We start from the raw sequence: 13,244 nt of genomic DNA, 5'->3' as shown, positions 1-13,244 counted from the left end.
CGCCCAGGAGCCAATAAATGAAGGGCTTGCAAACAGCCCGACGCTCCGATAATACGCGGGCGTCGACAAGGTGGAAATCACCGCAATGGCAACGAGACGAGCAGGGTCGGACTATCCGGCCCTCTTTGCTTTGCGTCCCAATGACCAATCCAAGACCGGCGGAGACAACCGCACGGCCCGCAAAAATGTGAAAAAGGAAACGACTTATATATGTCCGCTAACGCATCCATGGAGGAATTCGAAGCCCTCCTTAACGAAAGCTTCGAAATGGACACACCCGAGGAAGGGTCTGTTGTCAAAGGCAAAGTCATCGCAATCGAAGCGGGACAAGCCATCATCGACGTCGGCTACAAGATGGAAGGCCGCGTTGATCTGAAAGAATTCGCAAATCCCGGAGAAGCACCCGAAATCGCCGCTGGCGACGAGGTCGAAGTCTTCTTGCGTCAGGTCGAGAATGCGCGCGGCGAAGCCGTCATTTCGCGCGAAATGGCCCGCCGCGAGGAAGCCTGGGATCGTCTGGAAAAAGCCTATGCCGATGAGCTGCGCGTCGAAGGCGCCATCTTTGGCCGGGTCAAAGGTGGTTTCACCGTCGATCTGGGCGGTGCCGTAGCCTTCCTGCCCGGCTCGCAAGTCGATGTGCGCCCCGTGCGCGACGCTGGCCCGCTCATGGGTCTGAAGCAGCCGTTCCAGATTCTGAAAATGGACCGTCGCCGTGGCAATATCGTTGTGTCGCGCCGTGCGATCCTCGAAGAAAGCCGTGCCGAACAGCGCGCCGAAGTCATCGGCAACCTGCACGAAGGTCAGGCCGTGGATGGTGTCGTCAAGAACATCACCGAATACGGCGCATTTGTTGACCTCGGCGGTGTTGACGGGCTGCTGCACGTCACCGACATGGCATGGCGCCGTGTGAACCACCCTTCCGAGATCCTGTCGATCGGCGAAACCGTCAAGGTTCAGGTCATCAAGATCAACAAGGAAACCCACCGTATCAGCCTCGGCATGAAGCAGCTGCAGGAAGATCCGTGGGATCTGGTTGGCGCGAAATACCCGCTCAGCTCTGTTCACACTGGTCGCGTCACCAATATCACCGATTACGGTGCGTTTGTTGAACTTGAGCCCGGTGTCGAAGGTCTGGTCCACGTGTCCGAAATGTCCTGGACCAAAAAGAACGTGCACCCCGGCAAGATCGTGTCGACGTCGCAAGAAGTCGAAGTCATGGTGCTGGAAATCGACGGTGCCAAGCGTCGCGTTTCGCTGGGTCTCAAGCAGACTATGCGCAATCCGTGGGAAGTCTTTGCCGAGCAGTTCCCCGAGGGAACCGAGGTCGAGGGCGAGGTCAAGAACATCACCGAATTCGGTCTGTTCATCGGTCTCGAAGGCGACATCGACGGCATGGTTCACCTGTCGGATCTGTCCTGGGACGAACGTGGCGAAGACGCGATCCAGAACTATCGCAAAGGCGACATGGTTTCGGCCGTTGTCTCCGAGGTGGATGTCGAGAAAGAGCGCATCAGCCTGTCGATCAAGGCCCTGGGCGGCGACAAGTTTGCCGAGGCCGTTGGTGGCGTCAAGCGTGGTTCGATCATCACTGTCGAAGTGACCGCGATCGAGGATGGTGGCATTGAGGTGGAATACGAAGGCATGAAGTCCTTCATCCGCCGCTCTGACCTGTCCCGTGACCGTGCCGAGCAGCGCCCCGAGCGTTTCAGCGTCGGCAACAAGCTCGACGTGCGTGTGACCAATGTCGACAGCAAGACCCGTCGTCTTGGCCTATCGATCAAGGCACGCGAGATCGCCGAAGAGAAAGAAGCCGTCGAACAGTACGGTTCCTCGGACTCGGGTGCATCGCTGGGCGATATCCTCGGCGCCGCTCTCAAGGGCGACGAGTGATCCATCGGATCAATTCAGACAAGATAATGGCCCGCCGGAATGTTTCCGGCGGGCTTTTTCGTGCGCAATCGACGAACAGGGGCCAAATCGTGCAGGGCGAATTGTGAACCTTTGACGTCAATCTGATAGCGAAAGTTGCTTCAAACGATGTCATTCGAAATCCGAATCGCGTCGCTCTCGGATTGGTGGCAAAGCGCGCGCAAAACTAAACCAGTGCGCCATCTAAGAGTAAGCTTTGTGCTGAATCGCAGGCGTTGCGGCCGAACGGGGCAAATTTTTCCGTTCATATTCCAATAGTTCTGGTTCCCGCGAAAGGTTTTTGCTCCTATACTCAATGAACCAGTCTTGTTAGCTCGATGCTGCCTTGGGAGGGACACGCTGAATGATCCGGTCTGAACTGATACAGAAAATCGCTGATGAAAACCCTCACCTCTATCAACGCGATGTCGAGCGCATTGTGAATACGGTGTTCGAAGAAGTCACAGGTGCCATGGCACGTGGTGATCGTGTTGAATTGCGTGGCTTTGGCGCGTTCTCGGTCAAACAGCGCGATGCGCGGATCGGACGCAATCCAAGAACCGGCGAAACAGTGCATGTTGAGGAAAAGCATGTCCCGTTTTTCAAGACCGGAAAACTGCTGCGGGACCGTCTGAACGGAAAGTAATCTGATGCGGTACATTCGCTATGCCTTCCTGGCCACGCTGGGAGTTTTGTTGATCTCGGTTTCCTTGGCGAACCGTGGATTTGTCACGCTGAAACTGATGCCCAATGCCGTCGCAGAACTGGTTGGGTTCAATATGTCCGTTTCGCTGCCGCTGTTCGTGGTGGTGTTGGGGGGCATCGTTGCCGGATTGGTTATCGGGTTCTTTTGGGAATGGATGCGTGAGTACAAGCATCGCCGCGAGGCAGAGATCAAAGCCCGCGAAGTGCGCAAGCTTGAGCGTCAGGTCGGCAAGCTGAAAACCGAAAAGCACAAGGGCAAGGACGAGGTTCTTGCCATTTTGGACGAAACCGGCTGATCCTGCCATGTCACGCGACATTCACGTCAAGATCTGCGGGCTGAGCACCGCAGAGACCCTTGCGGCTGCGGTCGCCGTTGGTGCGCGTTATGTAGGCTTTGTTTTCTTCGCCAAATCGCCACGCAACGTGGGTTTGCCACTCGCCGTAACGCTGGCGGCATCGGTGCCCGAGGGGGTCTGCAAGGTTGCGCTGACGGTCAACGCCGATGATGCGACGCTGGATCGGTTGATCGACAAGGTGCCTCTGGACATGTTGCAATTGCATGGTTCCGAAACCCCTGACCGGGTGGCCGCGATCCGCACACGCTATGGCCTTCCGGTGATGAAAGCCGTTGGCATTGCGGATGAAAGCGACTTGCCTGCGTTGCTCGACTACCAACAAGTTGCGGATCAGATTCTGGTTGATGCCAAACCGCCAAAGCATGCGGACTTGCCCGGTGGCAATGGCCTGGCCTTTGACTGGCGTCTGATCGCCGGCCGGCGTTGGCCGGTGCCTTGGATGCTGGCGGGAGGATTGACACCTGACAGCGTGGCCGAAGCAATCGAGCTGACCGGCGCCCGACAGGTTGATGTGTCGTCCGGCGTTGAAAGCGCACCCGGCGTCAAGGACCCGGCTCTGATCCGCTCGTTTCTGGCCGCCACATCAGCGCGGGCACTCTGACAACCGAACACGGACCTGTGAAAGAAATGAAATACGGATCGCGTGTTTGATCCATGCCGCATCGTGCTGCGTAACCTCGGTGTCTGAAACAGAGGAGAACAGCAAATGCTTCGTCGCAACTTTCTAACCGTCATCGGTGCCGCAATGATCGCAGGGACAGCACTGTCCCCAGCCAAGGCTGCTGACATGGACATCGTTGATACCGCCGTATCAAACGGGTCCTTCACCACGCTCGTTGCTGCGGTTCAGGCTGCGGGACTTGTTGACACGCTCAAAGGCAAAGGACCTTTCACCGTGTTTGCCCCCACCGACGAGGCCTTTGCGGCGCTTCCGGAAGGAACTGTTGAAACGTTGCTGAAGCCCGAGAACAAGGACCAGCTTGTTCAGATTCTGACCTATCACGTCGTCCCGGCCAAGGTGATGTCCAGTGAACTCGCTGGCAAGCGGGCCAAGGTGCTCACCGTCGAAGGCGAACGCCTTAGCGTCAATGGCATGGGCAACGGCGTCAAGGTCGGATCAAGCAAGGTTGTGGCCGCAGATGTTGGCGCATCGAACGGCGTGATCCATGTCATCGACAAGGTTCTGATCCCCGAAGGTTAAGGCACGACCCTCACCTTAACCCCAACTCTAAAACGCCACGCCCTGTGCGTGGCGTTTCCTTGTCTGAGACCGCAACCGCGCAAGAACACTTTTGGCATGGCATTTCCCGGAACTGCCCCATATGAACAAGGCGTGCGACGCAAAGGGGACCATCATGGCCAACGATCTTTTCAATTCCTTCATGACCGGACCTGACGAAAACGGGCGCTTCGGCGATTTCGGTGGGCGCTTTGTCAGCGAAACGCTGATGCCGCTGATCCTGAGCCTCGAAGAGGAATATGAACGGGCCAAGACCGACGATAGTTTCTGGGCAGAAATGAACGATCTCTGGACACACTATGTCGGCCGTCCCAGCCCTCTCTATTTCGCCGAACGCCTGACCGAGCATCTGGGCGGCGCCAAGATCTATCTCAAGCGTGACGAGCTGAACCATACCGGGGCGCACAAGATCAACAACGTGCTGGGCCAGATCATCCTTGCCCGCCGCATGGGCAAGACCCGGATCATCGCAGAAACCGGCGCAGGGCAGCATGGGGTGGCAACGGCCACGGTCTGTGCCAAGTTCGGCCTGAAATGCGTGGTTTACATGGGCAAGCACGATGTCGAGCGTCAGGCCCCCAACGTTTTTCGCATGCGTCTTTTGGGGGCCGAGGTCATCCCGGTCACATCCGGGCGTGGTACGCTCAAGGATGCGATGAACGACGCGCTGCGCGACTGGGTGACCAACGTCCGCGATACGTTTTATTGCATCGGCACCGTCGCAGGACCGCACCCGTACCCGGCGATGGTCCGCGATTTCCAGAGCATTATCGGCAAGGAAGCCAAGGAACAGATGCAGGCGGCCGAGGGGCGTTTACCCGACACGCTGGTCGCTGCCATTGGTGGTGGATCGAACGCGATGGGACTGTTTTTTCCGTTCCTCGATGACAAAAGCGTCAACATCATTGGAGTCGAGGCCGGCGGCAAAGGCGTCAATGCCAAGATGGAACACTGTGCGTCACTGACTGGCGGTCGCCCTGGCGTGCTGCATGGCAACCGCACCTATCTGTTGCAAGACGATGACGGGCAAATTCTCGAAGGTTTCTCGATTTCTGCCGGGCTGGATTATCCGGGGATCGGACCCGAGCATTCCTGGCTGCATGATACCGGCCGGGCGCAATACGTGTCGATCACCGATGTCGAGGCGCTTGAGGCGTTTCAACTCTCCTGCGCGATGGAGGGCATCATCCCGGCGCTCGAACCCAGCCACGCATTAGCACATGTGATGAAGATTGCGCCAGTGCTGCCCAAGGATCACCTGATCTGCATGAACATGTGTGGGCGTGGTGACAAGGACATCTTTACGGTCGCAAAACACCTCGGTTTTGATATGTCCGATACCGAAGGTCGCGACGCGGAGTAGCCGGACACTCCTAAAGCAGCGGTGACGTCTAGAGCGCCTGTTCCTCAAGGGCACGCAACGGGACAATGTCCAATGCTCGCTTGTGCGTGGCGCTCAGATTGACCTTTGGCGCACAGCCTTCGTCATGGGCCTGCAGGAACCGTCCGGCACAAAGACACCATTGATCGCCGGCCTTCAGCCCGGCAAAACCAAACTCTGGTCGGGGCGTGGACAGGTCGTTGCCGACGTATTTGGAAAAGGCGAGGAATTCGTCCGTCATCACAGCACAGACTGTGTGGCTGCCTTGATCGGCAGTGCAGGTGTTGCAATGTCCGTCCCGGAAAAAACCGGTCAGCGGGTCGGTCGAGCAAGGGGTCAGCGTACTGCCCAGAACGTTGATGCTGTCATCCGGTTCCATTGCTCTCTCCCTATAGGTTGTCTGCGATCTGTCGGAACATTTCGATGTTACTGGCGCTGACACCTGCTTGTCTGAACGCGCGATCGGCAGCGGTGGTCACGATCACCACATTTTTTGCCTGATCAATATAGAGATACTGCCCGTAAACGCCACGGCCCATGAATTCGCCTGCGTGGGCACCGACAGGGATCCACCATTGATAGCCGTATCCGATCTTGCCGGGTTCTGTTGGCGCGCTCGCAGCAGTCGATGCCGCAACCCAGTCGGCAGGAACCACCTGTTGACCATTGTATTCACCGTTTTGCAGAATCATCTGGGCGAAACGGGCATAGTCCCGCGTGGTAAAGTTCAATCCGCCAAGAACAAAGGCGACCCCCGCGCCATCCGTCAGATAGTATCCATCCTGCTCTTGCCTCAAGGGTTGCAGAATCTTTTCCGCAAGCAGGTCGCTGATGCTGCGCCCGGTCGCGCCACGGATCACCATGCCAATAACATGGGTGTCGATCGAAACGTATTTCCAGGCGAGTCCCGGATCGCTGAACCGGTCGTAAAAGCTTGCGGTGAAATCGTCCAGCGTACCACCCAGGGCGACGATCCGGCCCATGCGATTGATGTCGGAATCGGGGTCGTGATAATCCTCGTCAAAGATGACACCACTGGCCATGTTCAGCACATTGCGGATGCTGGCCCCGTCATAGGCGGTGCCGACCAGTTGTGGGGCATATTGCGTCACAGGGTCGTCCAGCGACTCTATCGCGCCTTCGTCCAGCAGAACACCGAACAGGGCGGACAGATAGCTCTTGGCGATCGACCAAGAAATCCGACGGTCGTTCGGGGTGGTGCCGAGGAAATAATCTTCGTAGCGGATCGTTCCGTCTTTCATCACCAGCAACGACGTGATCGCGCGCTCCTTGATCCAATCCGTTGCACCTTCGGGCAACTGAGTCGGGTCGCCATCTGGCAGCGGGCTGACCGGCCCGTCGCCGCGCGGCAAAGGCATGGTTAGAAAAGCATCATCCATATGCGAAAAGTTTCTGACGATCTTTTCCTCGGCGAACAGGGATTTCACCGCCCAAAGCCGCATGATCTCTTCGCGTTTCCATATTCCGATCACCACCGCAGCCAGCACCAGCGACAGCAGTATGCGGCCCAGCCATTTTCCGAGTGTTCGCATCCGTTTTCCTTACTTCGTCCGTCCTGTCACGCGTCCCACCGAATCCAGCGCCCGTGAAAGTCTGCACGGCCCAGCGAAATGCGTCGATCGCCGGGCCATAGTCGCAGGGTAAGCGCGGCCCCGTCGTTTTCTCCGTCATTCTCCATCGCCAGCCAGGCCAGCGGACGAGACTGGGTTGCCCGCGCGCCCGTCGACTCGATCAGTTGTGTTCCGTGCGCCTGCGCGTCTACTGGGAAATACTGCCAAGCAACCGTGTGATAAATCAGATGAATATGACCGTCGGGCGCGGAACTCAGACGTGGTTCTAACCAGTCGATCGCATCAGCCTTGTCGACCACGGCGTTGAATGCGCCGATTGCGGCGCGGGTGAGGTCCATCCGGTGCGCTTGATCTGGCCAGAGATAGGCAAAGAGGCGCAGCGCCTCTTTCGGGTCGCGCGCATCCAGCGGGTTCAGATCGACGCCGCGCCGCTCTGCGACAGTTAAGGGCATCGCTTCTGGCATTTGCCCGGACCATTCTGGTGACAGGGTAAGCGCAGCGTCATCAGGTCCAAGTCGCTGTCCGGCATGGTCAAGGGCAAACTGATCCCACATCATATTGAGACCGGCACTCGCGCCCAATTCAGAGGTGACAAAGGGCAGGGGATGGCGCGCAGCGATCCAATGGGCCGCCGCGATCAACACGGCGGAACGCCGGACCTCGTTGGTTTGCGGCGCGTTTTCGATCCAATTCAGCATGAAGTCTTCATGCCGTGCGAGCGCGTCCAGGACAGCCGTGCACAATCGCGCATCTGATACCGCCTCAGGTGGGTAAACGGACTGCAATCCGGCGTCGCGTCCGCTCAGCACTAGGGCATGCAGACCACCTGCAATCCGCAGGGGGAGCGATGCGCCGCGAGGGCCGATATCGCCTTTTGACTCGGCACAGCGGCGCGCCAGCGCGCTATCCGCAGGCCAGTTGTTGGCCAGCATCATCAAGAGCCGCCCCATAAAGGGCGATCCGAGGCTCGTACACGCCTGCGCCTGAAACCGGAAAGCTTCGATCAGTGTCATTTGAACCGATCAACAAGCTTTTGCAGCGTGCTTCTGTCATCCGGCGCAGAGGTGGCGGGGGCTGGCTGTGGTGCGGGTGATGGCGATTTCTTCGGCGTGCTTGTCGAGGACCGGGGCGGGGCAGTGCGCAGGGACACGGCGTTCATGAACCGTCCCCCATCGCCTTCGGCCAGATGGGCCGCCCCGTCTGAAATGCCCCGCAACAGGTCGTCGAGCCATTCGTCATCGGCCTTGGGAAAGTCGCGCAACACGTATCCCGGCACCAGTTCCTTGCGGCCCGGATGACCAACCCCAAGCCGCACCCGGTGGTATGTATCCCCAATATGCGCATGGATCGAGCGCAGCCCGTTGTGTCCGGCGTGGCCGCCGCCGGTCTTGGTCCGCGCCTTGCTGGGTGCGAGATCGATTTCGTCATGGATGACGATCACGTCCTGCGTGTCCAATTTGAAGAACCGCATGGCCTCGCCCACCGATTGCCCGGAGTTGTTCATGAACGTTTCGGGTTTAAGGAGCACGACCTTTTCCCGACCCAGACGGCCCTCGGACAGTTGTCCCTGAAACTTGGACCGCCAGGGCGCGAAACCGTGATCGGATGCGATGCGGTCCAGCGCCATGAACCCTATATTATGCCGGTTCCGCGCGTATTTCGCGCCCGGATTGCCCAATCCGACAATCAGCTTCATTGCAGGCCTCACCGTTCAATGCATTGTTAGTGATGTGATGCCCGATGATGCAGGCAATTGCCAGCCCTACGGTTCTTGCGGCTGATCGCTGCAGTGCTCAAATGGGAGCAACCCAGAGATTGAAATGGCGAACTGCCATATCTGATGCTGATCGCCACAGGATCAATACTGATAAAGCCAACGAACCACGCAATGCGCGTCTGCACGAACAAAAACGGGGCCCCGAAGGACCCCGTTTCCATATTCTCGAGCGTCAGAAGGGATCAGTCTTCGACGTTGATCGCTTCGACATCATCTGCTGCGACTTCTGCTTCGCCGTCTTCGTCATCTTCGTCCTCTGCAGAACGCAGACCGGACGGTGCCGAAACATTAGCAATTACGAAATCACGGTCGATTGTCGCTTTGGTGCCGGTGGGCAGCGTGACAGCCGAGATGCTCACGTTGTCGCCGATTTCCAGTTCGGACACATCGATGGTGATGTGATCGGGAATTTCGCCAGCGGTGACCAGCAGCTCGACTTCGGGGCGGATCAGGGTCAGAACACCACCCTTTTTCAGGCCCGGCGACACTTCTTCGCCCACCACTTCAACCGGAATGAACAGGTTGATCTTGGTGTTGCGGCGCAGGCGCATCAGGTCGAGGTGCGTCGGCAGGTCTCTGACCACATCGCGCTGTACATCGCGGCAGATCACCCGAACGTCGTCGTGGCCTTCAACCTTGAGGTTGAACAGGGTTGCCTTAAAGCGACCCTGACGCAGACGTGTCAGAAGGGTGTTGAACGGGATGTTAATCGGAAGCGGATCAGCGTCGCCACCAAAAACGATTCCGGGAACCTTGCCATCGCGGCGTGCCTGACGAGCGGCGCCCTTGCCTGTCCCCGTCCGTTCCTCGGCGTGAAGATCTGGGATCTCTCCGGCCATTGTATGTCTCCAAGTGTTAGGGCAGGGATCCTCCAAGGCTGTATCCCCGCGTGAAGTCGCGCGTATAGACTGGATAAACGCCCTTGGAAAGAGTTAATCCAGCGTATTTCCGTAGCACTTCTTAGGTTCCTGCAGGTGTTCCAGGCGTCGTCCCTCGGTACACCCATTGCATTGGGGAAAAAGCGCCAGACGCCGCTGGTTTTGCTGTCTATGGCAGTATCACGAAGCAGATCATGGGAACGAAGCTGAAACTGATGGAGGCGAGTAGGAGAATCGAACTCCTGTACACGGATTTGCAATCCGCCAATTTTATCAAATAATTCTAAAGGCTTATGTTTCAAAATACCCCCTGACAAACCGTGAACTTAACGGGAATGTTTCAAACATCGTAAACAGAAAGCAAGCCGTTTTGGGAGCAAGGTCATGAGCGGCATGGCATTGATCTGGGCTGCAAACGTTAAAGGACTCAAGCCCGCCGCCAAGATCGTGCTGATCCAACTAGCGGACTTCCACAACAAGGAAACCGGCCAGTGCAACCCAAGCGCACAGCGGTTGGCGGACGAATGCGAGATGGGGCGGGCCACGTTGTTCCGACAAATGACGACGTTGGTAGAAGACGGCCTTGTCACACGCCATGCCCGTGGGGACGGCGATGGCGGGCGCGGGTCTAACCAATATGAGCTGCACCTTGATATCACCCTTGGCCCCAGCTCGCGTCCAAAGCGTGGGGACGGCGGTCCCAATGGGGTTGAGTCTCAAAATGGGACGGGGGGAAACGTCTCAAAAAAGCGGGGGAAAAGTCTCAAGGGTGAGACGGGGGTAGTCTCAAATCGGGACAGGAACCTTACCATTGAACCTAAGAAGGAACCTCCTTCGCACGGGCGCGAGGCGGTGGAGGCTGAGAAGATATTAGCAGCTTATCCGCCCGACCGATTGCGGGGCGACGCAGCCTGTCTCGCCCAGATCGAAGGGGCCATGAAGGAAGGGTTCAGGCCTGAGGACTTGCTTGAGGCCGTCAAAGCCTATGCCACCGACAGCGCAGGCTTCACCCGCTCCAAGGTCTGCTTTTCCGATAACTGGTTTCAGTCGCGGCGCTGGCAGACCTATGTCGAGAAGCAGGCGGAAGACCGAGAAAAGACGGCAGCGTTGCAGGCCGATCACCACGCACGGCTGGCCTGCTGGATCAGTGATCGCAGCCCGATGTGTAAGCACATCACAGCCGGACAGGTGAAGGCATTGCTCGCCTCAAAGCTGGTCACAACAGCCCAAATCCAAGCGGTTGGCCTCAGAACATGACCACAACCGACCCGACGACAGAGCAAACAGCAAGGTTACCCACCGATTACATCGGCGGGACTTGTGAGGGGCGGCATGCCTCCCCTTCAAACCCCAACCAGACGCGCGAGGAGCGCGTCAAAGAAGGCCTTTCCGAGACTGTGATCTTTCGATGCACCGTTGCGGAGAAGGCCGCGCTTGTAGCCAAGGCGGACGCCGCTGGACTGCCCAATGCCACGCTGATGCGTGAGGCTTTGGGGCTGGTCCAAGCGCGGCGGCGCAAGCCTGTGCCGCGCGTTGATCCGTTGCTGACAGTTGCCGTTGCCCGCGTCGGTGGCAACCTCAACCAACTGTCTCGCTGGATCAACGGGGCCGTCAAATCTGGCCGCGCAAGCAACGTCGACGCCCTCAAGGTCAGCGTGCGGCTGGTCACAATTGAGCGGCAGCTTGCGCAGATCATCGGCCAGCACAGCGAGGACCAGCAATGATCATCTCGTTCTTTTCATCTGGGACGGGCGGCGGTGCGGCCCCCGTTGACTACCTGACTGCACGCGAGGTTTTGGCCTACGACGAAAACCGCAATTTGATCCGCGACGACAACGGCCAGCCGCTGACCAAAACCCGCGACCCGCTGCCCGAAGTGCTGCACGGCAATCCCGACCAGACGCGGGATTTGATCGATGCCAGCGCAAACAAGTGGAGCTACACCGCTGGCGTGGTCAGCTTTGCGGATAACGATCAGCCCAGCGAGGACGCCCAGCAAGAGGCCATTGAGCTATTTGAGGCTTTGGCCTTTGCGGGGCTTGAGGCGGATCAATATGACTGCCTTTGGGTGCGCCATGTGCATGAAGGTAATGTGGAGCTGCATTTCTGCACGCCACGCCTAGAACTGGCCACGGGGAAGGCGTTGAACATCGCACCGCCCGGTCACGAGGCCGCGTTCAGCACATTGCGCGACGTGTTGAACAAAACGCACGGTTGGGCCGACCCGATGGAGCCTGACCTTGCCCGTGACTTCAAGCTGGTGCGCGAGAGCGCAGAACGCGCCGAGGCCAGACAGGTCATCGTTTTCGCGCTCTATGACCAGATCGACGCGGGCCTGATCACCGACCGCGCGTCGATGATCGCGTTCTTTGAGGACACCGGATTCGAGGTCACGCGCCAAGCGACAAAATCAATCAGTGTCCGCGATCCTGAATTTTCCAAACCGTTCAAACTTGAAGGCGTTCTCACCCATGAAAACTGGTCCCCAACCCGACACCCAGAAATCGCGGCTGAGTATGAAACTGACGCAGATGCAAACCGAGCAAGAAGACTTGATGGCCTCTCACATGAGCGCCTTCTTGCAGACCTCGCAGACCATGTTGAACGACGCGCAGAATACAATGAAGAACGATACGGCGCACTTTCTGTTTCACAACAGGAACTTGTTCGAGGAACGGATCGAACTGATCAAGAATTGGATGACATTCTCGCCTTGGATCATCACGGGGATCATCGTGACGGGGATCGCCTTGATGATGGTCGCGAGCTGGCTTTGGACGGTCCAACTGACGCGCTCGGAACTGACGGAACTGGGCCTGACGCGGATCGACAGGGCGAACGGGACGTGGCTGGTGCTGGACTCGACCAAGACACGCCTGAGAACCTGCACGATGGGCGGCAGATCAGTGAACTGCATCAAGATCGAGGAGGATTAGATGACGGCACCCCTGACAGCCTTGGAACGCGACTTGCTCGCCTGCGTCGAGCGGTTGGTGACGGCCTGCGAGGTCTCAGCAAAGGAATTGAGCGGGTTAGAGGAACGCTCGACGAACAGGATGCAGAGCCAGATGGATGGATTGGCCGCCTGCGTGTCGGTGCTCATTCAATCGCAAACGGCGTCTGTGGATGCGTTGCACGGCTTGTTGAACGAGGGCTCGAACTACGGGAGGCTGCGCACGCAACTAGAGACGAGCTTGAAATTAGTGAAAGCCGCCGAGAGGCAGTTGAGCGAGACCTAGATGCCGCCCGCGAACGGGAAGCGGATCTTAGGGTCTGGACCCATTGATTTCAGGCGAGCATCATGATTCACCGCCGGAAAACTGAGCGGTGATATGTCTGATCTTTTCTGGTTGAGCGACGCGCAGATGGCGCGTTTGAAGCCCTATTTTCCGAAGTCGCACGGCAAG

General features: G+C 58.1%; 14 protein-coding genes and 1 tRNA gene. 9 read left to right on the top strand and 6 right to left on the bottom strand.

Features of this window, described 5'->3' with window-relative positions; all coding sequences use genetic code 11:
- Positions 1-210 precede the first annotated feature (210 nt).
- The 6 genes from rpsA (at position 211) to trpB (ending at position 5,572) form a co-directional block, all read left to right on the top strand.
- A complete protein-coding gene (rpsA, locus tag ABJO75_RS12915) occupies positions 211-1,890 on the top strand; it encodes a 30S ribosomal protein S1 (RefSeq protein ID WP_348135663.1) in 1,680 nt (559 codons plus the stop codon).
- A 382-nt stretch (positions 1,891-2,272) separates the two neighbouring features.
- Positions 2,273-2,554, top strand: a complete 282-nt coding sequence (gene ihfB / locus ABJO75_RS12910) for an integration host factor subunit beta (RefSeq protein WP_164658324.1) — start codon at positions 2,273-2,275, stop codon at positions 2,552-2,554.
- A 4-nt stretch (positions 2,555-2,558) separates the two neighbouring features.
- The gene (locus ABJO75_RS12905; protein WP_348135664.1) at positions 2,559-2,909 is read left to right on the top strand and encodes a LapA family protein; all 351 of its coding nucleotides are present in this window, start codon (positions 2,559-2,561) and stop codon (positions 2,907-2,909) included.
- Positions 2,910-2,916: 7 nt separating this feature from the next.
- The gene (locus ABJO75_RS12900) at positions 2,917-3,570 is read left to right on the top strand and encodes a phosphoribosylanthranilate isomerase (RefSeq protein ID WP_348135678.1); all 654 of its coding nucleotides are present in this window, start codon (positions 2,917-2,919) and stop codon (positions 3,568-3,570) included.
- Positions 3,571-3,675: 105 nt separating this feature from the next.
- Complete coding sequence (locus tag ABJO75_RS12895) at positions 3,676-4,170, top strand: fasciclin domain-containing protein (protein WP_348135665.1); 495 nt, start codon at positions 3,676-3,678, stop codon at positions 4,168-4,170.
- A gap of 154 nt (positions 4,171-4,324) precedes the next feature.
- Positions 4,325-5,572 carry a tryptophan synthase subunit beta gene (trpB, locus tag ABJO75_RS12890; RefSeq protein ID WP_348135666.1) on the top strand — a complete coding sequence of 416 codons (1,248 nt, stop codon included), beginning with the start codon at positions 4,325-4,327 and terminating at the stop codon, positions 5,570-5,572.
- Positions 5,573-5,600: 28 nt separating this feature from the next.
- Here trpB and ABJO75_RS12885 read toward each other — a convergent pair whose 3' ends face one another.
- The 6 genes from ABJO75_RS12885 to ABJO75_RS12860 form a co-directional block, all read right to left on the bottom strand.
- Positions 5,601-5,969, bottom strand: a complete 369-nt coding sequence (locus tag ABJO75_RS12885) for a DUF2237 domain-containing protein (RefSeq protein ID WP_348135667.1) — start codon at positions 5,967-5,969, stop codon at positions 5,601-5,603.
- Between the two features lie 10 nt (positions 5,970-5,979).
- Entirely contained in the window at positions 5,980-7,143 is a 1,164-nt protein-coding gene (locus tag ABJO75_RS12880) for a serine hydrolase (protein ID WP_348135668.1), read from the bottom strand.
- A gap of 26 nt (positions 7,144-7,169) precedes the next feature.
- Positions 7,170-8,195, bottom strand: coding sequence for a DUF2332 domain-containing protein (locus tag ABJO75_RS12875; protein WP_348135669.1), 1,026 nt, complete (start codon positions 8,193-8,195; stop codon positions 7,170-7,172).
- On the bottom strand, positions 8,192-8,878 hold the full coding sequence (gene pth / locus ABJO75_RS12870) for an aminoacyl-tRNA hydrolase (protein ID WP_348135670.1): 687 nt from the start codon (positions 8,876-8,878) through the stop codon (positions 8,192-8,194). Before pth ends, ABJO75_RS12875 begins: the two co-directional genes overlap by 4 nt.
- 263 nt (positions 8,879-9,141) lie before the next feature.
- Positions 9,142-9,798, bottom strand: coding sequence for a 50S ribosomal protein L25/general stress protein Ctc (locus ABJO75_RS12865; protein WP_348135671.1), 657 nt, complete (start codon positions 9,796-9,798; stop codon positions 9,142-9,144).
- Positions 9,799-10,053: 255 nt separating this feature from the next.
- Positions 10,054-10,121, bottom strand: a tRNA-Cys gene (locus ABJO75_RS12860).
- Positions 10,122-10,221: 100 nt separating this feature from the next.
- Here ABJO75_RS12860 and ABJO75_RS12855 point away from each other — a divergent pair.
- The 3 genes from ABJO75_RS12855 to ABJO75_RS12845 are packed head-to-tail and all read left to right on the top strand — an operon-like array spanning position 10,222 to position 13,123.
- Positions 10,222-11,094, top strand: coding sequence for a helix-turn-helix domain-containing protein (locus ABJO75_RS12855; RefSeq protein ID WP_348135672.1), 873 nt, complete (start codon positions 10,222-10,224; stop codon positions 11,092-11,094).
- The gene (mobC, locus tag ABJO75_RS12850) at positions 11,091-11,561 is read left to right on the top strand and encodes a plasmid mobilization relaxosome protein MobC (protein WP_348135673.1); all 471 of its coding nucleotides are present in this window, start codon (positions 11,091-11,093) and stop codon (positions 11,559-11,561) included. The genes ABJO75_RS12855 and mobC overlap by 4 nt, the downstream gene beginning before the upstream one ends.
- Entirely contained in the window at positions 11,558-13,123 is a 1,566-nt protein-coding gene (locus ABJO75_RS12845; RefSeq protein ID WP_348135674.1) for a relaxase/mobilization nuclease domain-containing protein, read from the top strand. Before mobC ends, ABJO75_RS12845 begins: the two co-directional genes overlap by 4 nt.
- Positions 13,124-13,244: the final 121 nt, after the last annotated feature.

Source organism: Sedimentitalea sp., assembly GCF_039973035.1.
Classification (GTDB): domain Bacteria; phylum Pseudomonadota; class Alphaproteobacteria; order Rhodobacterales; family Rhodobacteraceae; genus Sedimentitalea.
The sequence above is the reverse complement of the archived record's forward strand: the minus strand, read 5'-3'. Positions and strand labels throughout refer to the sequence as shown.